General features: G+C 71.3%; 20 protein-coding genes. 10 read left to right on the top strand and 10 right to left on the bottom strand.

The window, feature by feature from the left end:
• Positions 1-36: 36 nt before the first annotated feature.
• Positions 37-1494, top strand: coding sequence for an LCP family protein (locus KUF83_RS12895; RefSeq protein WP_374106052.1), 1458 nt, complete (start codon positions 37-39; stop codon positions 1492-1494).
• Between the two features lie 281 nt (positions 1495-1775).
• Here the strand turns inward: KUF83_RS12895 and KUF83_RS12890 are convergent, their stop codons facing one another.
• A complete protein-coding gene (locus KUF83_RS12890; RefSeq protein WP_217454789.1) occupies positions 1776-2321 on the bottom strand; it encodes an acyl-CoA thioesterase in 546 nt (181 codons plus the stop codon).
• A gap of 120 nt (positions 2322-2441) precedes the next feature.
• On the opposite strand from KUF83_RS12890, the gene KUF83_RS12885 reads away from it, so the two are divergent.
• Positions 2442-3704, top strand: a complete 1263-nt coding sequence (locus KUF83_RS12885; protein WP_217454788.1) for an LCP family protein — start codon at positions 2442-2444, stop codon at positions 3702-3704.
• Positions 3705-3854: 150 nt separating this feature from the next.
• Positions 3855-4310: a hypothetical protein gene (locus tag KUF83_RS12880; protein WP_217454787.1), complete on the top strand. Its 456-nt coding sequence runs from the start codon at positions 3855-3857 to the stop codon at positions 4308-4310.
• A gap of 84 nt (positions 4311-4394) precedes the next feature.
• Here the strand turns inward: KUF83_RS12880 and KUF83_RS12875 are convergent, their stop codons facing one another.
• Complete coding sequence (locus tag KUF83_RS12875; protein ID WP_217454786.1) at positions 4395-5552, bottom strand: acyl-CoA dehydrogenase family protein; 1158 nt, start codon at positions 5550-5552, stop codon at positions 4395-4397.
• Between the two features lie 212 nt (positions 5553-5764).
• Here KUF83_RS12875 and KUF83_RS12870 point away from each other — a divergent pair, with 212 nt between their 5' ends.
• On the top strand, positions 5765-7108 hold the full coding sequence (locus KUF83_RS12870; protein WP_217454785.1) for a UDP-glucose/GDP-mannose dehydrogenase family protein: 1344 nt from the start codon (positions 5765-5767) through the stop codon (positions 7106-7108).
• 74 nt (positions 7109-7182) lie between these two features.
• Here the strand turns inward: KUF83_RS12870 and KUF83_RS12865 are convergent, their stop codons facing one another.
• Positions 7183-7689 (bottom strand): CGNR zinc finger domain-containing protein, encoded by a 507-nt coding sequence (locus KUF83_RS12865; RefSeq protein WP_217454784.1) that lies wholly within the window; start codon positions 7687-7689, stop codon positions 7183-7185.
• 140 nt (positions 7690-7829) lie between these two features.
• Between KUF83_RS12865 and KUF83_RS12860 the strand changes: the two genes are divergently transcribed.
• On the top strand, positions 7830-8189 hold the full coding sequence (locus tag KUF83_RS12860) for a VOC family protein (protein WP_217454783.1): 360 nt from the start codon (positions 7830-7832) through the stop codon (positions 8187-8189).
• A 47-nt stretch (positions 8190-8236) separates the two neighbouring features.
• Here the strand turns inward: KUF83_RS12860 and KUF83_RS12855 are convergent, their stop codons facing one another.
• The 3 genes from KUF83_RS12855 to KUF83_RS12845 form a co-directional block, all read right to left on the bottom strand.
• A complete protein-coding gene (locus KUF83_RS12855) occupies positions 8237-9388 on the bottom strand; it encodes a dipeptidase (protein WP_217454782.1) in 1152 nt (383 codons plus the stop codon).
• 156 nt (positions 9389-9544) lie between these two features.
• Positions 9545-10630 (bottom strand): LCP family protein, encoded by a 1086-nt coding sequence (locus KUF83_RS12850; protein ID WP_217454781.1) that lies wholly within the window; start codon positions 10628-10630, stop codon positions 9545-9547.
• 153 nt (positions 10631-10783) lie between these two features.
• Complete coding sequence (locus KUF83_RS12845) at positions 10784-11809, bottom strand: LacI family DNA-binding transcriptional regulator (RefSeq protein WP_217454780.1); 1026 nt, start codon at positions 11807-11809, stop codon at positions 10784-10786.
• Positions 11810-12042: 233 nt separating this feature from the next.
• Here KUF83_RS12845 and KUF83_RS12840 point away from each other — a divergent pair, with 233 nt between their 5' ends.
• From KUF83_RS12840 to KUF83_RS12825, 4 genes are read left to right on the top strand one after another with little or no spacing between them, the layout of a single operon-like run.
• Positions 12043-13407 carry an ABC transporter substrate-binding protein gene (locus tag KUF83_RS12840; protein WP_217454779.1) on the top strand — a complete coding sequence of 455 codons (1365 nt, stop codon included), beginning with the start codon at positions 12043-12045 and terminating at the stop codon, positions 13405-13407.
• Positions 13404-14348 carry a sugar ABC transporter permease gene (locus tag KUF83_RS12835; protein WP_308402982.1) on the top strand — a complete coding sequence of 315 codons (945 nt, stop codon included), beginning with the start codon at positions 13404-13406 and terminating at the stop codon, positions 14346-14348. The genes KUF83_RS12840 and KUF83_RS12835 overlap by 4 nt, the downstream gene beginning before the upstream one ends.
• A gap of 4 nt (positions 14349-14352) precedes the next feature.
• Entirely contained in the window at positions 14353-15258 is a 906-nt protein-coding gene (locus tag KUF83_RS12830) for a carbohydrate ABC transporter permease (RefSeq protein WP_217454778.1), read from the top strand.
• A gap of 50 nt (positions 15259-15308) precedes the next feature.
• Positions 15309-17645 (top strand): glycoside hydrolase family 3 N-terminal domain-containing protein, encoded by a 2337-nt coding sequence (locus KUF83_RS12825; RefSeq protein ID WP_217454777.1) that lies wholly within the window; start codon positions 15309-15311, stop codon positions 17643-17645.
• Between the two features lie 208 nt (positions 17646-17853).
• Here the strand turns inward: KUF83_RS12825 and KUF83_RS12820 are convergent, their stop codons facing one another.
• The 4 genes from KUF83_RS12820 to tsaB are packed head-to-tail and all read right to left on the bottom strand — an operon-like array spanning position 17854 to position 20357.
• Positions 17854-18108 (bottom strand): hypothetical protein, encoded by a 255-nt coding sequence (locus KUF83_RS12820; protein WP_217454776.1) that lies wholly within the window; start codon positions 18106-18108, stop codon positions 17854-17856.
• Positions 18105-19214: a tRNA (adenosine(37)-N6)-threonylcarbamoyltransferase complex transferase subunit TsaD gene (gene tsaD, locus KUF83_RS12815; RefSeq protein WP_217454775.1), complete on the bottom strand. Its 1110-nt coding sequence runs from the start codon at positions 19212-19214 to the stop codon at positions 18105-18107. Before tsaD ends, KUF83_RS12820 begins: the two co-directional genes overlap by 4 nt.
• Complete coding sequence (gene rimI, locus KUF83_RS12810; protein WP_217454818.1) at positions 19207-19680, bottom strand: ribosomal protein S18-alanine N-acetyltransferase; 474 nt, start codon at positions 19678-19680, stop codon at positions 19207-19209. Before rimI ends, tsaD begins: the two co-directional genes overlap by 8 nt.
• A gap of 20 nt (positions 19681-19700) precedes the next feature.
• Positions 19701-20357: a tRNA (adenosine(37)-N6)-threonylcarbamoyltransferase complex dimerization subunit type 1 TsaB gene (gene tsaB, locus KUF83_RS12805; RefSeq protein ID WP_217454774.1), complete on the bottom strand. Its 657-nt coding sequence runs from the start codon at positions 20355-20357 to the stop codon at positions 19701-19703.
• Between the two features lie 117 nt (positions 20358-20474).
• Between tsaB and KUF83_RS12800 the strand changes: the two genes are divergently transcribed.
• Positions 20475-21029, top strand: a complete 555-nt coding sequence (locus tag KUF83_RS12800; RefSeq protein WP_217454773.1) for a hypothetical protein — start codon at positions 20475-20477, stop codon at positions 21027-21029.
• Positions 21030-21663: the final 634 nt, after the last annotated feature.

Below are 21663 nucleotides of genomic sequence, written 5' to 3'. Positions count from 1 at the left end.
GGTGCTCACGGACCCCCACACCCGGCCGACGCGGAGGTGTCCGCCTTGCCCACCCCGCCCCGCTCCCCCGCCCCACCCCAGCGGCCGCGCCCAGCGCGGCCGCCCGTACGGCGCGGCCGCGCCCGCTGGGCCACCCGGGTGGCGACCTCGCTGTCCGTGGCGGTCCTCGCGGCGGCCGGCATCGGACACGCGGTGGTCACCGGCCTCGACTCCGACATCAACCGGATCGACCCCTTCAAGGACATGAAGAACCGGCCCGAGCGGGGCCACGGCATGAACGTGCTCCTGGTCGGCACCGACGGACGGGACCGGATCACCCCGGAGGAGAAGGAGAAGTACCGGCTCGGCGGCGCCCCCTGCCACTGCACGGACACGGTCATGATCGTGCACCTCTCCGAGGACCGGCGGCGGGCCAGCATCGTGAGCCTGCCGCGCGACTCGTACGCCGAGACGCCCGCGCACGTCGACCAGACCACCGGCAAACGGCACGGACCGCACCCGGTCAAGCTGAACGCCGCGTACGCGGAGGGCGGGCCGCGGCTGACCGTGCGCACCGTCGAGAACATGACCCACGTGAAGATCGACCACTATCTGGAGGTCGACTTCACGAGCTTCATGAAGACCGTGGACGTCATCGGCGGAGTGCGGATCTGCACGGCCCGGCCGCTGAAGGACTCGTACACCGGGCTCGACCTGCCCGCCGGGACCCACGCTCTGAACGGCGGCCAGGCGCTGCAGTACGTGCGCTCGCGGCACATCGACGGGGCCGCGGACCTCGGCCGGATGCAGCGCCAGCAGCGGTTCCTGGCGGCGCTGATCGCCCAGGCCACGTCGTCCGGGGTCCTGCTCAACCCGGTCAGGTTCCGCGACGTGACGCAGGCCGTGCTCGGCTCCGTGCGCGCGGACAAGGGCTTCGGGACGGACGAGCTGATCGACCTGGGGCGGGCGATGCGGGCCTTCTCGCCGTCCTCGTCGGAGTTCACGACGGTCCCGATCGGGAAGATGGGGTACGCCGTGAAGGGCATCGGCTCGACGCTGAAGTGGGACGAGAAGAAGGCGGGGCGGCTCTTCAGGACCCTGCGCGACGACAAGCCGCTCGCACCGCACCGGGTCCGCTCCAGAGCGCTGCGCGTCGATGTCGCCCCGCAGCAGATCCGGGTCCAGGTCGAGAACGGGACGATGACCGCCGGGCTGGGCGGTCGCGTCGACAGCGGGCTGGCCGCCACCGGGTTCCGTACGACGCGGGCGCCGGTGAACGCCCAGGACCGGTCCGCGCGGCGGACCGTCGTCCTGTACGACCCGCGCTGGGACCGCTCCGCGAAGTCCCTCGCGGCGGCCCTGCCGGGCAGTGAGCTGCGGGCCGTGCCGGGGCGGGGGCCCCTGATGAAGGTGATCGCGGGCGCGGACTTCACCGAGGTGCGGAAGGTGCGGGCGGAGGATCCGACGCAGGGGGAGTTCGACGCGGTGACGGGCGACCAGGTGGTCTGCCCGTAGGGGCGTCGGTCGGGCGGGGCGCCCGATGCCCCCCTTTGACCGGCGGGCCGGGGGGGCTGTGCGCCGTTCCCCGCGCCCCTGAGGGGCGGGGCCTGGCTTCTGCGCCGTTCCCCGCGCCCCTGAGTCGCACTTCGTCCGCGGGACGGTGGGGGCTGAGCGCGCAGTTCCCCGCGCCCCTTACGGGGCGGGGCCCAGCCCGGCCTGTGCGCCGTTCCCCGCGCCCCTTGCGGGGCGGGGTCCAGGCTGGCTTGTGCGCAGGTTGCCTTGTCAGGGGTGGCGCGCTAGTCGAGGCCCTCTGCGGAGCGGCGTTCGCGGAGGTCCATGATGGCTCGGCGGCGGGCCAGGCGGTGTGTGCGGCGGATCTGTGCCTCCTGGTAGCGCCGCTCGTCGCGCTCGGTCTCCGGGCATACCGGAGGGACCCGGCGCGGCTTGCCGTCGGCGTCGACCGCGGCGAAGACGAGGTAGGCCGAGCCGACCTGCTGGGGCGGCGTCGACTCGTTCCAGCGCTCGGCGAGGACGCGGACACCGACCTCCATGGACGTGCGGCCGGTCCAGTTCACCTGGGCCTTCACATGGACCAGGTCGCCCACCCGTACCGGCTCCAGGAACGCCATCTCGTCCATCGAGGCCGTGACGGCGGGGCCTCCGGAGTGCCGCCCGGCCACCGCCCCGGCCGCGTCGTCGACCAGTTTCATGATCACTCCGCCGTGCACCGTCCCCAGAAGGTTGGTGTCGCCGTGGGTCATGATGTGGCTGAGGGTGGTTCGGGACGCCGAAGTCGGCTTGCCCGGAATATCGGACTCCGGGGCGTGGGCCTGGTCTGTCATGCCGCCCACCCTATGCCGGGGGCGCGAAAGGGTCGTTTTGCATCAGATCTGCAACAGCCCTGATCCGATATTCCGAAGACTCTTGTATGCCACGCAGTCGAGCACTGCACACTGGGGCGCATGAACGATTGGCCCCAGGGATGGTCCGGAAACAACGGCGGCGACCGCCAAGGCCGTGGCGGCGCGAGCGCCCAGCCTGAGGGCGCCCGTGTGATGCGGCAGGTGCAGCGCGGCCGGGGAGCCGGCTCGGCACCTCCCCACGGGGTCCCGCCGCAGCCCACGTACACCGACGGTCACGGCGAGGGCGGCTACGACAGCGGCTACAACTCGGGCCAGGTCTACGGCGCGCCCGGCGGCGGCGGTCCGCAGGGGCCGGGCGGCCTGCGGGACCGGCCCGCGCCGAACTGGCGGCGGCGGATCAAGTGGATCTCGATCACGGTGGTCACGCTGCTGGTCGTGGTGTCCGTCGGCACGTACTTCTGGGCCGACTCCAAGCTCAACCGGGACGTCGACCTGTCGAAGGTCATCGACCGGCCCGACACCGGCGAGGGCACGAACTACCTGATCGTCGGCTCCGACAGCCGCGCGGGCATGACCGCGGAGGAGAAGAAGAAGCTCCACACCGGTTCCGCCGAGGGCAAGCGCACGGACTCGATGATGATCCTGCACGTCGGCAGCAACGGGAACACCATGATCTCGCTGCCCCGCGACTCGAACGTGACGATCCCCACGTTCAAGGGCTCCGAGTCCGGCAAGACCTTCCCGGGCACCGGCCGCCAGGTGAAGCTGAACGCGGCGTACGCGGAGGACGGGCCCGAGCTGCTCGTCCGGACGGTCGAGGCCAACACCGGACTGCGCATCGACCACTACGCGGAGATCGGCTTCGCCGGCTTCGCGAAGATCGTCGACTCGGTGGGCGGCGTGGAGATCGACATCCCCAAGGGCGGCATGAAGGACTCCAAGTCCGGCGCCGACTTCGAGGCGGGCAAGCAGACCCTGAACGGCGAGCAGTCCCTCGCGTTCGTGCGGACCCGGTACGCGCTCGCGGGCAGCGACCTCGACCGTACGAAGAACCAGCAGAAGTTCCTCTCGGCGCTCGCCAACCAGACGGCGACCCCCTCGACGGTGCTCAACCCCTTCAAGCTCTACCCGACCCTGAGCTCCGGCCTCGACACCCTCACCGTCGACAAGGACATGTCCCTGTGGGACCTCGGCTCCATGTTCTGGGCCATGAAGGGCATCACCAGCGGTGACGGCAAGTCGATGAACATGCCGATCTCGGGCAACTCCGGCAACGGCAACCTCCAGTGGGACACCGCCAAGGTCAAGCAGTTGGTGGAGCAGCTGAAGAACGACGAGAAGGTCACGGTGTCGGGGAACTGACCCCGGGCCGCCTCCACCTCTCCCTCGTGACGGGCCCGCCGAGCGCACAGCGCGTCGGCGGGTCCGGAAATGATCTCCACTCACCCTCCCGAACATGTCAGGATGCGTCAGGTGTCATGACCTGATCACAACTGAAACGGGAGAAACCTGGTGCGAGTACGCAAGCCGTCCAAGTTCACCAAGTGGCTGACCACCGCCACGGTGCTGGCCTCAGTCGCCGTCGTCGCACCGGTCGTCACGGCGGCGCCGGCCGCGGCGGGCGCCTACGGGTGTGACGGCAATCTGGTCTACTCGAAGTCCGTCAACGCCAACAGGAGCGGCTACACCGGCAAGATCGGAACGGTGTACTCGTACTACGACGGGACGTACAACTGTTCCGTGTTCGTGAAGTCGGTGTACGTCGGGACGGCCACCCAGCTGGACCTCTCCATCTACAAGGAGAACGACGGCACCTTCGACCGCGACCACGGCGCGTTCGGCAGCTACGCGGGACCGGTGAAGATCAAGGCACCCGGCTCGTGCGTGAGCGAGATGCTCATCATGGAGACGCCCGGTGGCACCCTGATGTTCTTCGGCCAGGCCGCTCCCCCGCACAACTGCGGCTGACGGCACAGCGCGGCCCCCGGCGTGACGCCGGGGGCCGCGTGGTCGTCGAGCGGGCCGGAACGCCTTGCGGACCGGCCGGGGAACCTACGGCAGGTTCCGTGCCATCACGATCCGCTGGACCTGGTTCGTGCCTTCGTAGATCTGGGTGATCTTGGCGTCGCGCATCATGCGCTCGACCGGGTAGTCGCGGGTGTAGCCGTAGCCGCCGAGGAGCTGGACGGCGTCCGTGGTGACCTCCATGGCGACGTCGGAGGCGAAGCACTTGGCCGCCGCGCCCTGGAAGGTCAGGTCCTTGTCACCGCGCTCGGACTTCGCCGCGGCGGCGTACGTCAGCTGGCGGGCGGCCTCGATCTTCATGGCCATGTCGGCGAGCATGAACTGGATGCCCTGGAAGTCGGCGATCGGCTTGCCGAACTGCTTGCGCTCCTGGACGTAGCCCTTGGCGTAGTCGAGGGCGCCCTGCGCGATGCCGAGCGCCTGCGCGGCGATCGTGATGCGGGTGTGGTCCAGGGTCTTCATCGCGGTGGCGAAGCCCGTGCCCTCGTCGCCGATCATGCGGTCGGCCGGGATGCGGACGTTGTCGAGGTAGACCTCGCGCGTCGGGCTGCCCTTGATGCCGAGCTTGCGCTCGGGGGCGCCGAAGGAGACACCCTCGTCCGACTTCTCGACCACGAACGCCGAGATGCCCTTCGAGCGCTTCGTGGGGTCGGTCACGGCCATCACCGTGTAGTACTCCGACTCGCCCGCGTTGGTGATCCAGCGCTTCACGCCGTTCAGGACGTAGAAGTCGCCGTCCCGGACCGCCCTCGTCTTCATGCCGGCCGCGTCCGAGCCGGCGTCCGGCTCGGAGAGGCAGTACGAGAACATTCCGTCACCCTTGGCCAGCGGCGTCATGTACTTCTTCTTCAGGTCCTCGGAGCCCGAGAGGATGACGGGCAGGGAGCCGAGCTTGTTCACCGCGGGGATCAGGGACGAGGACGCGCAGACCCGCGCCACCTCCTCGATCACGATGACCGTCGCCAGCGCGTCCGCGCCCGCGCCTCCGTACGACTCCGGTACGTGCACGGCGTGCAGATCGGCGGCCACCAGGGCGTCGTGGGCCTCCTGGGGGAACCGGGCTTCCTCGTCCACCGCCGCGGCGTGCGGCGCGATCTTCGCCTCGGCCAGTGAGCGGATCGCGTCCCGGAGCATGTCGTGCTCCTCGGACGGGCGGTACAGGTCGAAATCAGCCGATCCGGCCAAGGTCTCTCACGCTCCAAAGACACAGTGATGCTGACGCTAATTACCGTTAAGTAACTCAAATTTTAAGGGCCTGCCCACGGGAGTGATACGTGAGCTTGGCGACAAGGGAGAAACTGCCCGGTGAAGCGCTCGAACACGCCCCGACTATGCTCGGTCAGCGCACTCGGGACGCGCTGCCGGCGCATGCCTGACCGATACTCACTGGAGCATCCATGGCCCTCAAGATCACCGTGATCGGCACCGGCTATCTCGGCGCCACGCACGCCGCCGCCATGGCCGAGCTCGGTTTCGAGGTGCTGGGCCTGGACGTGGTGCCCGAGAAGATCGAGATGCTCCAGCGGGGCGAGGTCCCGATGTACGAGCCCGGTCTTGAGGAACTGCTGCGCAAGCACGTCGCCGGGATGGAGGGCGCCAGCGGGCGGCTGCGGTTCACCATGGACTACGCGGAGGCCGCGGCGTTCGGCGACATCCACTTCGTCTGTGTGAACACCCCGCAGAAGCACGGCGAGTACGCGTGCGACATGTCGTACGTCGACGCCGCCTTCGCCTCGCTCGCACCCCATCTGACGGGCCCCGCCCTCGTCGTCGGCAAGTCCACCGTGCCCGTGGGCTCGGCCGAGCGGCTGGCCCGTACGCTCGTCGAGCTCTCCCCCGCCGGCGAGGAGGTCGAGCTGGCGTGGAACCCGGAGTTCCTGCGCGAGGGCTTCGCCGTCCAGGACACCCTGCACCCCGACCGGATCGTCGCCGGCATCCGCAGTGAGCGCGCCGAGAAGCTGCTCCGCGAGGTGTACGCGACGCCGCTGGCCGAGGGCACGCCGTTCGTCGTGACCGACTTCCCGACCGCCGAGCTGGTGAAGACCTCCGCGAACTCCTTCCTCGCCACCAAGATCTCCTTCATCAACGCGATGGCCGAGGTCTGCGAGGCCGGGGGCGGCGACGTCGTGAAGCTCGCCGAGGCGATCGGGCACGACGACCGCATCGGGAGGAAGTTCCTGCGCGCGGGCATCGGCTTCGGCGGTGGCTGCCTGCCCAAGGACATCCGTGCCTTCATGGCCCGCGCGGGCGAGCTGGGCGCCGACCAGGCGCTCACGTTCCTGCGCGAGATCGACTCCATCAACATGCGGCGCCGCGGACAGATGGTGGAGATGGCCCGTGAGGCGCTGGGCGGGGGTTCCTTCCTCGGCAAGCGGATCGCCGTCCTCGGCGCGACGTTCAAGCCGGACTCGGACGACGTCCGGGACTCGCCCGCGCTGAACGTCGCCGGGCAGATCCACCTTCAGGGCGGCCAGGTCACGGTCTACGACCCCAAGGGCATGGACAACGCGCGGCGGATCTTCCCCACGCTGGGCTACGCGGAGACGGCGGTGGACGCCGTACGCGGGGCCCACGCCGTGCTGCACCTGACCGAGTGGCGCGAGTTCCGCGAGCTGGACCCGGCGTCGCTCGGCGAGGTGACGACGGACCGCGTCATGCTGGACGGCCGCAACGCCCTCGACCCGGCCGTGTGGCGGGCGGCGGGCTGGACGTACCGGGCGATGGGACGCCCGACGGCCTGAGCGGCCCCCTGAGCGGCACCCGGGCCCGCCTGAACGAGCTTCCGGCCGGGCCCTCTCCCCCTGGTCCCGTCCGGCTACTTGGCGCGGTAGCGGCGCATCTTGGCCCGGGCTCCGCAGACCGACATCGAGCACCAGCGGCCGCGTCCCGCCGGGCTGCGGTCGTAGTACGCCCAGTGGCAGTCCGGGGCCTCGCAGGCCTTGAGCCGCAGCCAGGTCCCGGCGGTGAGGGACTCGGCGACGGCCGCCGCCACCCGGGAGGCCAGCGCCGACGGGTCCGCGGGCCTGAAGGCCGCCGAGCCGTCGCCCGCCGCGACCGTGACGACGAGCGGGGCCGACGCGAGCAGCTCGTCGAGCAGCCGTACCTGCCGGTGGGCCGGGTGGCCCGCGTGGGCGAGGCACGCGACCCGCAGCGACTCGCGCAGTTCGCGCGCGTCCCGCGCCTCGCTCTCGCCCTCGCCGAGCCCGAACCGGGCCCGCCCCTCGGCCGTGTCGAGCGCATCGGCGCCCGTCTCGATGTCGAGGCTGTTGACCAGGGACTGGATGAGGACCAGTCCGCCGGGTGCGGGCACACGCTCACTCATGCCAGCGACGTTACCCCCGGCAGGTAGCAAGCGGTAACTGCGCCCTCGACCCCCTTGTGCCGTTACTCCCCATGGGGCAGCATGCGGTAACGGTTACCTGATGAACCGAGCATGAGGTAACGAACCGAGGAGGAGAAGTCATGGCTCTCGCCAAGCTGGGCGCCGTCGCCCTGGACTGTCCCGACCCGCGCGCGCTCGCCACGTTCTACGCGGACGTGCTCGGCGGCACCGTCGAGGGGGACGGCAACTGGTTCGAACTGCGGCTGCCGGAGGGCGGGACGCTGGCGTTCCAGGCGGCCGCCGGTCACGTACCGCCGAAGTGGCCCGCGCCGGACGACTCGCAGCAGTTCCATCTGGACCTGACTGTCGAGGACCTGGACGCGGCCGAGAAGGAGGTCCTGGCACTGGGCGCGAAGGTGCTCGACGCGGAGGACCGCCGGCGCAACTGGCGGGTCTACGCCGACCCGGCCGGCCACCCCTTCTGCCTCTGCGCCTGCTGAGCCTCCGCGCCCTGCCGGAGTCCCATGAAGCCGCGAGCCCGTGAGCCCTAGCCGTCGAGCTCGGCGATCTTCGCGGTGGACGGCTCGCGTCGCTGCCGTGCGGCGCGGGCCGTGAAGTCCGCGGTGCGCAGGACCCGTTGGACGTTGCCCCAGGTGAGCAGGGCCAGGTCGGCCTCGGACCAGCCGCGGCCGAGGAGTTCGGCGACGAGCCGCGGATAGCCCGAGGCGTCGGACAGGTCCCGCGGATGCGCGGCCCCGGAGTCGTAGGTCCCCGAGAGGCCGACGCACTCCGCCCCCGCGAGCTTCCGTACGTGGTCCAGGTGGTCGGCCACGTCACGGACGGACGGGCCCGTCTGCTCGGCGGTCAGCGGGACCAGGCACAGCCCCTTGGTGGCGCCCAGCTCGACGAGCACGTCGTCGGGGAGGTTCGCCGGGTGGGGGCGCAGCGCGCGGGCGGCTGAGCGGGTGCACATGACGGGCGCCTTGGAGATGGTGAGCGCGCGGCGGACGGTCGCGTCGGAGGCGCCGGAGAGGTCGGCGAGGACACCGATGCGGTTCATCTCGCGCACGACCTCCTCGCCGAACCGGGTCAGCCCCCGCTCGCCGGCCCAGGACGCGCCGGAGAGCGTGAGGGCACGCAGACCGAGGGCGTGCAGTGCGCGCAGGATGCCGAGGGAGTCGTCCAGCGCGGCCGCGCAGGCCGGACCGAGCAGCACGGCGACGCGCCCGCAGTTGCGGGCGTCCGTGGCCTGCGCCGCGCTGTGGGTCATGCGCAGGCCCTCCGGGTGCGCCTCCACCACGGTCTTCACCAGGTCGAGCTGCTCCAGCGTCGCTCCGACCGCCCGTTCGCCGACGAGTCCCTCGGGCAGGTGCAGCGCCCAGAACAACGCCCCCACGTGCCCTTCCCTGAGCCTGGGCACATCGGTGTCGACCGTGCTCTCACCGAGTTCCAGGTCGTACCAGGGGAGGTGCCGCAGCGCCCAGGGCAGACCGCTGTAGCCGTCCGCCACGGGGTGGGCGGCGAGGAGGGCGTGGGCGCGGGCGAGGAGGTCGTCGGCCGTGTCCGCGTCGGGGTCGGCGTCGGATGCGAGCACGGGCCCGGCGTCAGGTCCGACGGGCTCGAACTCCCTCTCCACATCGGGGCGATCCAGCTCGCCGACCTCGGCGGTTGCGTGCAGTTCGTCCTGCAGATCTGCCATGGCGGGGCTCCGGGGTCCGGTGGTGGCGACAGGTGGTCCCACCGTGACACGCCCCCGGGACGGGGTCGCGGCGAGCGAGGCGTTCGGGCTACCGGCCGCGCCCCGCCCGGCACACGGGGCCGCGTGCCGAGGCGCGCCCGCCTCCCGCCGCGGCCCTCACTTCAGCGACTCCCACAGCTCGTTCGCCTCCGGCTCGTCCGCCACCACCCGGTTGCGGTCCGAGGGGGCGGTGACCACCGGCATGGTGACGGTCTCGGTGCCGGCGGAGGACAGGGCCTTGAGGCTCTGGCCCAGACTCATCAGCTCGGTGAGGGAGTTGAGGTCGGTGTCCGTGGTGAGGCTGCTGGTGAGGGCGTCGGCGACCTGGTAGAGGCGGGTGGGGCTGGTGAGGAGGTCGGTGGAGGCGACCTGGTCGAGCAGCGCCTTCACCAGTGTCTGCTGGAGGCCTATGCGGCCGAGGTCGCTGCCGTCGCCTATGCCGTGCCGGGTGCGGGCGAGGGCCAGGGCCTCCTTGCCGTCGAGGTGGTGGGTGCCCGCCTCCAGGTCGAGGTGGCTGTCCTCGTCGGAGATGTCCTCGTCCGTGGTCACCGTGACCCCGCCCAGCGCGTCCACCAGATCGGCGAAACCGGCGAAGTCGATCTCGACGTAGTGGTCCATGCGGACGTCCGTCATGGACTCCACCGTCTTGACGGCACAGACGGGCCCGCCGACCGAGTACGCACTGTTGAACATCGCGCCGTACGCCACCGACGTCGAACCGCCCGAGGACAGCGGGCAGGAGGGGCGCGTGACCAGGGTGTCGCGCGGGATGCTCACGACCGTCGCTTCGGAGCGGCCCTCGTCGACGTGGACGATCATCGCCGTGTCGGAGCGGGCTCCCCCGTCGCTGCTGCCGCCGCCGAGGGCCTTGTTGCGCTTGCCGCTGCGGGTGTCCGAGCCGAGGACCAGGATGTTGAGCGCACCGCTCGGCAGCGGGGTCGCGGAGGCCGACGCCGGGCCGGTCGGGGTCGTCATCGCCCGGGGCGGCCGGTCGTCGCCGAGCGCGCTGTCGATGTCGACGCTCTTGATGTTGTGGTTCAGACGCCAGTACGCCCAGGTCGCCCCGGCCGCCGAGGCGACGAGTACGCAGCCGAGGGCGACTCCCGCCACCTTGAACAGCCGTGACCGGCCTGACCAGTTCGGCCGTCGCCCCGTGCCGCGTCCCGCGGCGTCCCCGTCCCCGTGCTCGTCTTCTGCGCTCACAGACAGGAACGTAAGTCCGAATTATTACAAGGAGGAACCACTTTCCGGCTTTCCTTCGGAAACTCTCATATTTCGTTGAGTTTTCTCAGATGCCGCCCGGTGACGGACGGGCCGCCCCGAAAGTCTTCGAAAGTTTCGACGCCACGGGACCGTTCACGACGGCTCCGCCGTGCTGCTCCGGACCACCAGGCTCGTCGCCAGTTCCACCCGGGTGGCCGTCGAGGGCCGCTCCGCGCGGCCGAGGTCGAGGACGAGCCGGGCCGCCGCCTCGGCCATCTCCGTGAGGGGCTGGCGCACGGTGGTGAGCGGCGGGCCGACCCAGCGGGCCACCGGCAGGTCGTCGAAGCCGACGATGCTGAGGTCCTCCGGCACGCGCAGGCCCAGTTCGCGTGCGGCCTCGTACAGGCCGAGGGCCTGGAGGTCGTTGCCCGCGAACACGGCGGTCGGGCGGTCCGGCAGCTTCAGCAGGGCCAGCCCCTCCCGGTAGCCGCTCTCGTGGTGGAAGTCGCCGGTGCGCACGAGCGCCGGGTCGACCGGCAGTCCGGCCGTGTCCAGGGCCGCCCGGTAGCCGTCGAGCCTGGCCCGGCTGCACATCATCCGCGAGGGCCCGCTGATCACGCCGATGCGCCGGTGGCCGAGGTCCGCCAGATGCCGGGTCGCGGCCAGCCCGCCCTGCCAGTTGGTGGCGCCGACGGACGGCACGTCGTCGCCGGGGTCGCCCGCCGGGTCGACCACCACGAACGGGATGGAGCGGCTGGTCAGCAGCGCCCGCTGGGACTCGTCGAGCCCGTTGAGGACGAGGACGACTCCGTGCGGGCGGCGCGCGGCGACCTGGTCGGCCCAGGTCCGCCCGGGCGTGAGCCGGCCCGCGCTCTCGGACAGGACGACGCTCAGGCCCTCGTCGCGCGCCACGTTCTCCACGCCCCGGATGACCTCCATCGCCCACGCGCTCTCCAGCTCGTGGAAGACCAGGTCTATGAGGGGCGACCGGGACGCCTCGGCCCGGCGGCGCCGGTAGCCGTGGTGGCGCAGCAGGTCCTCGACCCGGGTGCGGGTCGCCGGGGCCACATCGGCACGGCCGTTGAGCACCTTCGAAACAGTCGGGGCCGAGACTCCCGCCTCGCGGGCGATCTCGGCGAGCGTCGCTGACTGGGCTACAGCGGGATTCGGGCGAGTCATGAACGGGATCGTATCCCTGCGCAACCCCTTGACGAAGCCCCTGGACCGCCATACGTTCCCGGAACATTCGAACTACCACCCGAAACATTCGTGACGCGAGCGAGCCGCAGGGGGCGCGTCCGTGTCGGGAGTACGAGCGCGCGCAGGCCCGGGGAGGGCCGGGCGCGGCCGTGCTCCCGGCGCGGGTCGCGGCGCCCCGCCGGCGAGCGAGTCGGAGAAGAAGAGGTGCTGTCATGGAGTCGATCAGCGGGCGGTCCAACGGCGGGCAGCCCACGGGCGGAGGCCTGGGCGGCCGCACGTTCAGCAGGCGCTGGGTCCTCGGCGCCGGTGCCACCACCCTGCTCACCACCGGGCTCACCGCCTGCGGTTCCAGTGACGGTTCCGGCGGGGGCAGCGAGACGATCGACGCCTTCACGTACGGGGACGACGCGGTGAAGGTCCAGGCCGCGGCGGTCGACCGCTTCAACAAGTCCGCGGCCGCCAAGTCGGCCAAGGGCAAGGTGAAGCTGGTCAAGGTCCCGGGCGCGGACTACACGGCCAAGCTCCGTACGGCGATGGGCTCCCCGAGCGCCCCGGACGTCTTCTTCAACTGGGGCGGCGGCTCCATCAGGGCGTACCAGGAGGCGAAGCAGCTCCTCGACCTGACCGACACCATCGAGGGCGATCCGGTCCTCAAGAACGGCTTCCTGCCCGCGGTGCTCGCGGCGGGTGACCTCGGCGGCCGCCACTACGGCGTCCCGATGCGCGGCATGCAGCCGGTGATCCTCTTCTACAACAAGTCCGTCTTCGCCGAGCACAAGCTCCAACCGCCCACCACCTGGGACGAGTTGCAGGGCATCAACGCCAAGCTGAAGGCCGCGGGGATCACCCCGTTCGCGCTCGGCGGGGCGGACACCTGGACCGAGCTGATGTGGCTGGAGTACCTCGTCGACCGCATCGGCGGACCGGAGGTCTTCGCGAAGATCCAGGCCGGCGACTCCTCCGCCTGGGGCGACCCGGCCGTCCTCAAGGCCGCCGAGACGATCAAGGAACTGATCGACGACGACGTCTTCGGCTCCAAGTTCAGCTCGGTGTCGTACGTCAACGGCGGCGCGCCCGCGGTCTTCGCCAAGGGCAAGGCGGCGATGCACCTGATGGGTTCGTGGGAGTACTCGACCCAGCTCGGCAAGTTCCCGTCCTTCGCGAAGAAGAACCTGGGCTGGTGCGCGTTCCCCACGGTCGAGGGCGGCACCGGCGACATCCGCAACGTCGTCGGCAACCCCACCAACTACTGGTCCGTCAACGCCCGTACGCAGAACAAGGACGCGGCGATCGCCTTCCTGAAGGACTGCGCCTCGCAGACGTACGCGAAGGCGCTGGTCGCCAACGGCGACATCCCGACGACCGCCGGCGCGGCCGAGCTGCTCGACGCCTCGCCCAACCCGCAGTTCGCCAGGTTCCAGTACGAGATGGTCGAGAAGGCACCCGCCTTCACGCTCTCCTGGGACCAGGCGCTCGGCGCCGACATCGCGACGCCGATGCTCACCGAGATCAACAAACTGTTCGTCGGACAGTCCTCGCCGAGCGAGTTCGTGTCGGCGCTCAAGGAGCTGAAGTGAGCGCACCGAGCCCCACGAAGGCCCCGGCGAAGGGCCGGGCCAGCGAGCACGGAGGGCCGAAGGAGCCCCTTCGGCCGAAGGGACCCGGCTCCTCCGCGGTCGGCCGCCCGCACGCCGCCTGGGCCCTTCCCGGCGTCCTCTTCTTCACCTTCTTCGCCGTGGTCCCGATGGGCCTGGCCTTCTACCTCTCGTTCACCGCCTGGGACGGCCTCGGCGACCCGCGGCCGGTCGGCCTCGACAACTGGCGGAAGCTGCTCGACGACGACCGGATGGTCCAGTCCCTGTGGCTCACCGTCCTGCTGACGGCGGCGAGCTGGGTCTTCCAGACGGTGATCGCCCTGCTGCTCGGCGTGTGGGCGGCGGGCCGCCAGCGCAACCGGGCGATCCTCTCGGCGGTCTTCTTCGTCCCGTTCCTGCTCTCGTCGACGGCGATCGCACTGCTCTTCTACGCCCTGCTCGACCCGAACTTCGGCATCATCCGGGAGAACATCCTGGGTTCCTCCAACGGCGCGTTCCTCGCGATCGTCTTCATCGGCGCCTGGCAGTTCATCCCCTTCCACACCCTGATCTACCAGGGCGGGGCCCGCCAGATACCCGAGGTGCTCTACCAGGCGGCGGCGATCGACGGCGCGGGCCGCTACCGCCAGTTCTTCTCGATCACGCTCCCGCAGCTGCGCCACACCGTCACGACGTCCACCGTCCTGATGGTCGTCGGCTCGCTCACGTACTTCGAGACCGTGCTGATCCTCACCAAGGGCGGCCCGGGCACGGACACGGCGATCCTGCCGTACCTGATGTACGAGGCGGGCTTCAAGAGTTACGACTTCGGCTACGCCAGCGCCATCGCGTCGTTCCTGGTGCTGACGGCCACGGGTCTGTCCCTGGTCCTCGTGCGCCTGACCGGCTTCGGCCACATGCGCAGCACCCGCGAAGGGATGTGACGGAGTGTCACACGACACGTTGCCGCGCCCCCGCCCCGCGAAGACCGAGGAGCGTCCTCCTGTGCCGCCTTCGCCGCCCCGCCGCCGGCACTGGACGAAACGCGCCAACCCCCTCGCGGGCCTGGGCTCGGTCGTCTGGCTCGCGGTCGTCCTCGTACCGATCTACGCGATGCTGTCGGCCTCGCTCACCAGCCAGGACAAGGCGCTCACCGGCAACCCGCTGAGCCCGCCCACGAGTCCGACGCTCGACAACTACAACACCGTGCTGAACAGCGGCTTCGGCCATCTGCTCAGCAACACCGCGATCGTGGCCGTCTCGGTCGTGGCCATCGTCCTCGGCCTCTCCCTCCCGCTCGCGTACGTCGCCGTCCGCACCCGCAACCGCTGGTCGGGGCTGGCCTTCCGGCTCTTCCTCCTCGGCGTGGCGATCCCGGCCCAGGCGGTCGTCGTGCCGCTGTACCTCCTGATCGCCAAACTCGACCTGTACGACGGCCTGCTGGCGGTCATCCTGCCGACGGCGGCCTTCGCGATGCCGGTCTCGGTGCTCGTCCTCGTGGGGACGCTGCGAGACGTCTCGGAGGAGCTGTACGAGGCGATGGCCCTGGACGGCGCCTCCCCGCAGCGGATGCTGTTCCAGCTCGCCGTCCCGATGGCGAAGGGCGGCATCAGCACGGTCGTCATCTTCTCGGCGCTCCAGGCCTGGAACGGCTTCCTCTTCCCGCTGATCTTCACCCAGTCCGACGGCCCGCGCGTGCTGACCCTCGGACTCTTCAACTACGTCAGCCAGTTCGGCGTGAACATCCCCGCCCTGCTCGCCTCGGTCGTCCTCTCCGGCGTGCCGATCTTCGCCGTCTATCTGGTGGCCCGCCGCGCGCTGATCGGCGGCCTGATGGGCGTGGGCGGAAAGTGAACCCACCCGACTCCGGCTCCGCCTCTGGCTCCGACCCCGACAGGAGTTCCATGACCACCGCCCCCTGGCGTGATCCCGCCCTGCCCGCCGAAGCCCGGGTCGACGACCTGCTCTCGCGGATGACCCTGGAGGAGAAGGCCGCCCAGCTGTACGGCGTGTGGGTGGGCGCCGCCACGGACGGTGACGGAGTCGCCCCGCACCAGGACGAGATGACCGCGGACTTCGACTGGGACGAGGTGATCACCCGCGGGCTGGGCCAGCTCACCCGCTCCTTCGGTACGGCCCCCGTGGACCCGGCGCTGGGCGCGCAGGCCCTCGCCCGCGCCCAGCGCCGGATCAGTGAGGCCGGCCGCTTCGGCATCCCGGCCGTCGCCCACGAGGAGTGCCTCGCCGGCTTCACCGCGTGGGGCGCCACCGCGTATCCCGTGCCGCTGGCCTGGGGCGCCTCGTTCGACCCGGACCTGGTGGAGGAGATGGCCCACCGGATCGGCCGCGACCTCGCCTCCGTCGGCGTCCACCAGGGGCTCGCCCCCGTCCTGGACGTCGTACGGGACCTGCGGTGGGGCAGGGTCGAGGAGACCATCGGCGAGGACCCGTACCTCGTCGGCACGATCGGCGCCGCCTACGTCCGCGGTCTCGAGTCCGCCGGGGTCGTCGCCACGCTCAAGCACTTCGCGGGGTACGCGGCCTCGGCCGGCGCCCGCAACCTGGCCCCCGTACGGGCCGGTGTGCGCGAGTTCGCCGACATCACCCTGCCGCCGTTCGAGTTCGCGCTGCGCGAGGGCGGGGCCCGCTCGGTGATGGCCGCGTACACGGACACCGACGGGGTGCCCGCGTCCGCGGACCCGTACCTGCTGACCGAAGTCCTGCGGGAGCAGTGGAAGTTCGACGGAACGGTCGTCAGCGACTACTTCGGCGTCGGTTTCCTGCAGACCCTGCACCGGGTCGCGGGCACCGAGGCGGGCGCCGCCCACGCGGCCCTGGCCGCCGGGCTGGACGTCGAACTGCCGACGGTCCGCTGCTACGGGGAGCCGCTGGTCGAAGCGGTACGGGCCGGTGACGTCCCGGAGTCCCTGGTGGACCGGGCGGCGGCCCGGGTCCTGCGCCAGAAGTGCGAGCTGGGTCTGCTTGACGAGGACTGGAACCCCGAGCCGGCCGGCCCGATCGACCTGGACTCGGCCGCGAACCGCGCCCTGGCCCGCCGCCTCGCCGAGAAGTCCGTCGTCCTGCTCTCCAACCCGGACGGGCTGCTCCCGCTCGCCCCGGACACCCGGATCGCCGTGGTCGGCCCGCGGGCCGCCGACGCCCTGGCCATGCTGGGCTGCTACTCGTTCCCCTCCCACGTCGGCACGCACCACCCCGACAAGCCGACGGGCATCGAGATCGCCACCCTGCTGGAGTCCCTCCGCGCGGAGCTCCCCGACGCCAAGATCACGTTCACCGAGGGCTGCGACACCACCGGCCCGGACACCTCGGGCTTCGCGGAGGCCGTCGCGCGCTCCGCCGAGGCGGACGTCTGCGTGGCCGTGCTCGGCGACCGGGCGGGCCTCTTCGGCCGCGGCACCTCGGGCGAGGGCTGCGATGTCGGCGATCTGCAACTCCCTGGCGTGCAGGCCCAGTTGCTCGACACCCTGACCGCCACCGGCACGCCCGTCGTGCTGGTCCTGCTGACCGGCCGCCCGTACGCGCTGGGCCGCTGGCGCGACCAACTGGCCGGCACGGTCCAGGCGTTCTTCCCCGGCGAGGAGGGCGGCCCGGCGGTGGCGGGTGTCCTGGCGGGCCGGGTGAACCCGTCGGGCAGGCTCCCCGTCAGCGTCCCGCAGGACCCCGGTGGCCAGCCGTGGACCTATCTCCAGCCCCCGTTGGGCCTGGCCGGCGCGGTCAGCAGCCTCGACCCGACCCCGCTCCACCCCTTCGGCCACGGCCTCGGCTACACGGACCTCACCTGGGAGGACACCGAGGACCGGCACGCGGAGATCACCACGGACGAGTCGTACGACGTGTCGGTCACGGTCCGCAACACGGGCTCCCGGGAGGGCACGGAGGTCGTCCAGCTCTACCTCCACGACCCGGTGGCCAGGGTGACCCGCCCCGACGTCCGCCTCATCGGCTACCACCGCCTCACCCTGGCCCCGGGCGAGGCCCGCCGGGTCTCGTTCCGCTTCCACCCGGACCTGTCGGCGTTCACCGACCGCGCGGGCCGGCGCGTCGTGGAACCGGGCGCCCTGGAACTGCGCCTGTCCAGGTCCAGCACGGACACCCGCCACACGACCCACATCACCCTGACGGGCCCGGAACGCCACCCGGGCCCGGACCGCCACCTGCGCTGCGACTCGACGGAAACGGAACCGCAGACCAGGGGCGCGGAGAACGACGCAGCCTTCTAGGAGCGCGGGGAACGACGCGTTCTCTTACGGGCGCGGAGAACGGCGCAGCCTTCTAGGGGCGCGGGGAACGGCGCGTTCTCTTAGGGGGCGCGGAGAACGGCGCAATCTTTTAGGGGCGCGGGGAACTGCGCGACCGGCCACAGCGAACCCGCACCCGACCAACGCCCCCGGGACGCACCCGGGACGCACACGGGACGCACCCGGACCCCTACCCGTCGACGGACTCGAACCGCCACCGATGAACGGCCCGCGCAACCAACCCCCCAGCCGGCTCCGGCAACTCGGGCAGCTCAGCCTCATACGCGGCATCCCACCACGTGATGACGAGCACCCGGTCCCCCGGAGCCCGCAGGACCTCCCGACGCAGGGGCCGCGCCGGGAGGTCCTGCTCCCGCACCCACGCGAGCAGCTCGTCCCCCCGCCCCTGTGCGGCGCGGGCCTCCCACATCAACGCGACGGTCATGAGTACAGGTTGTCCTTGCTGACCTCGTGCACATGGTCATGACCATGGCTGTGGTCGTGCGACCGCCCGGGGACATGCGGGTCCGTGACGGGCAGCGAGGAGTCCGCCGACAGGTCCCAGTCGGAGGCGGCCCGCCCCCGGGCCACCATCTCCGCGCCGAGCGCGGCGACCATCGCCCCGTTGTCGGTGCACAGCTTCGGCCGCGGCACCCGCAGCCGGATGCCCGCGGCCTCGCAGCGCTCCTGGGCGAGCACCCGCAGCCGCGAGTTCGCGGCGACTCCCCCACCGATCATCAGGTGGTCGACGCCTTCGTCACGACAGGCCCGTACGGCCTTGCGGGTCAGCACGTCGACGACGGCCTCCTGGAAGGACGCGGCCACATCCCGCACCGGCACCTCCTCGCCCGCCGCCCGCCTGGCCTCGATCCACCGCGCCACGGCCGTCTTCAGCCCGGAGAAGGAGAAGTCGTACGCGGCGTCACGCGGCCCGGTGAGCCCGCGCGGGAACGAGATCGCGTTCGGGTCGCCCTCCTTGGCGTACCGGTCGATGACCGGCCCGCCGGGGAACCCGAGGTTGAGCACCCTCGCGATCTTGTCGAAGGCCTCGCCCGCCGCGTCGTCGATGGTCGCGCCCATGGGCCGTACGTCGCTCGTGATGTCGGAGGACAGCAGCAGCGAGGAGTGCCCGCCGGAGACGAGGAGAGCCATCGTCGGTTCGGGCAGCGCGCCGTGCTCCAGCTGGTCCACGCAGATGTGCGAGGCGAGGTGGTTGACGCCGTACAGCGGCTTCCCCAGCGCGTACGCGTACGCCTTCGCCGCCGACACCCCGACGAGCAGCGCGCCCGCGAGCCCGGGCCCGGCGGTGACGGCGATCCCGTCCAGGTCCCTGGCGCTCACCCCCGCCTCCTTGAGCGCCCGTTCGATGGTCGGCACCATCGCCTCCAGGTGCGCGCGGGACGCGACCTCCGGCACCACACCGCCGAAGCGCGCGTGCTCGTCGACGCTGGACGCGATGGCGTCCGCGAGCAGTGTCGTGCCCCGGACGATGCCGACGCCGGTCTCGTCGCAGGAGGTCTCGATGCCGAGGACGAGAGGTTCGTCAGCCATTGATCTCGGTTCCTTGTACGGAAGTTGACGGGTCGTTGAGGCGCATCACGAGGGCGTCCACGTTCCCCGGCTGGTAGTAGCCGCGCCGGAAACCGATCGCCTCGAAGCCGAAGCGCTCGTACAGCTTCTGGGCGCGGACGTTGTCGACACGGCATTCGAGCAGCACCTCGGCGCACTCGAAGGCGGTGGCGGCCCGCAGCAGTTCGGTCAGGATCAGCCCGCCGAGGCCGGTGCCCCAGTGCTCCCGGGCGACGGCGATGGTCTGTACGTCGCCGGTGTCCCCGGCGGAGGCGAGGCCCCCGTATCCGACGATCCGCCCGGCGTTCTCGGCAACGACGTACCGCCGTGTCGCCCCCGGCCCGCGCGCGTGGGCCAGGTCGGACCAGAACATGCCCCGCGACCAGGCGTCCTCGGGGAAGAGGTCCTTCTCCAGTTCCAGCACGGGCTCGATGTCCCACCAGCGCATCTCGCGCAGCACCGCGGTCGTCACTTGGGGGTGACCACCTTGTAGTTCTTGGGCACCTGGGCGTCGGGCCGGCGCAGGTAGAGGGGCCGGGGCGCCTCCAGTTCCTCGCCCGCGGCCAGCCGCTCGGCCGCCAGGGACGCGAGGGCGGCCGCCGAGACGTACTCGGGTCCGCGGGCGTCCTTGAAGGTGTCGGGGTAGAGCAGCGCTCCCGCGCCCACGGCGGGCAGCCCTCCGATGTCCAGGTCCCCCGGCCGGTCCACGGCGGGCTCGGTGAGGCGCGTGCGGGAGTCGGCGTACCGCGCCCAGTAGACCTCCTTGCGCCGGGCGTCGGTCGCCACGACGAAGGGGCCGTCGGCCAGGGCGTCGCCGGCGGCGTACGCGAGTCCGTCCAGGGTGCACAGGCCGTACACGGGGACTCCGAGCACGAGCCCGAACGTGTCGGCGGTCATCAGGCCGACCCTCAGCCCGGTGTACGGGCCGGGGCCCACGCCGACGACGATGCCGGTGACGGCGTCGAGCCGCAGCCCGGCCTCGGCGAGCACCCGGTCGACGGCCGGCAGAAGCAGTTCCCCGTGCCGGCGCGCGTCCACCTGGCTGGAGGCGGCGACGACGGACGTCCCGTCATGCAGGGCGACGGTGACTGCGGGGGTGGCGGTATCCAGAGCTAGCAAGAGCACGCGAACAGCCTACGGCGCCCGGACCCGGAGCACGGCCGCCTCAATCCGGCACCCACCTGCTGATAACGTCATACCGGCACAGCACGGACAAATGCCGTACGAGAGGTGGCACTCAAGGTGGTTCGGAGCAGCTCGGGAATCGTCACCGGGCTCACCGCGGCGGCGCTCGCCACGATCGGCTTCCTCGCCTACCAGGCGTCGGCGCACGTACCGGGCGGACCGGACTCGCCGCAGGCCTCCGGCTCCTCCCCGGCCACCGCGCCGAAGGCCCCCCGGGACAGGGCGCACCCCACGGCGCTGCCCGCCGGGTCGGGCAGTGGCCGGCGGGTCGTCTACTCGGTGGACGACGACCGGGTGTGGCTGGTCGGTCGGGGCGATCAGGTCAGGGGGACGTTCGCGGTCACGCCCGGCACGGTGGATCCGCCGCCCGACACGTACGTCGTCACCTCGCGCTCCGGCGTCATCACCGGCACGGACGGTGTGGCCGTCGAGCACGTCGTCCGCTTCGCGAACGTGGACGGCGTCGCGGTCGGCTTCAGCGCCGCGGTGGACGGCTCGGCCGCCACCCCCGACCCCACCAAGAAGCTCGGCGGAATCCGAGAGTCCCGCCCCAACGGCAGAGCAATGTGGGAATTCGCAACTATCGGCACAAAAATCACAGTGATCAAGTAACCCCACCCACCCCTCACCCCACCCGACCGCCTTCGGGCACGGGGAACGGCGCAGTCTTTGGGGGTCACGGGGAACGGCGCGATCGCCTGGCGGGCGCGGGGAACGGCGCAGTCTTTTCAGGGGCGCGGGGAACTGCGCAGTCCTTTAGGGGCGCGGGGAACTGCGCGGTCTTTTGGGGGCGCGGGGAACTGCGCGGTCTTTTGGGGGCGCGGGGAACTGCGCAATCCCTGACCGGCACGTTCGAACCGGCGCGCAACCCCCTCCAGGGGCGCGGGGAACGGCGCAGTCTTTTAGGGGCGCGGGGAACTGCGCGACCAGCCACAGCGAACCCGCAGAACACCAACGGCCGTCGCCACCAACCCCTACGCCGCCCGCCGAGGCCCAACGAACCCAACCGCCTCCACCGCCGGAGGCACCGGCGGGGGCGTGGAAACGACCCGAGCAAACTCCCCGGCCGCAAGCAACGTCGCCATCGACACCCCACGAGGCTTCACAGACCCCCGTCGCGGCACTTCACGTTCCGGCGGCGTCGGCATGGCGGCCTCCTGGGGCTCCGGGAACAGACGTGGTTAGGTAGCCCTAACCAACTCCTCCGCCCATGTGAACACGCCGGAGCCACCAGGCGCAACATCTT

This window comes from Streptomyces sp. BV286, assembly GCF_019090165.1.
Lineage (GTDB): Bacteria > Actinomycetota > Actinomycetes > Streptomycetales > Streptomycetaceae > Streptomyces.
The sequence above is the reverse complement of the archived record's forward strand: the minus strand, read 5'-3'. Positions and strand labels throughout refer to the sequence as shown.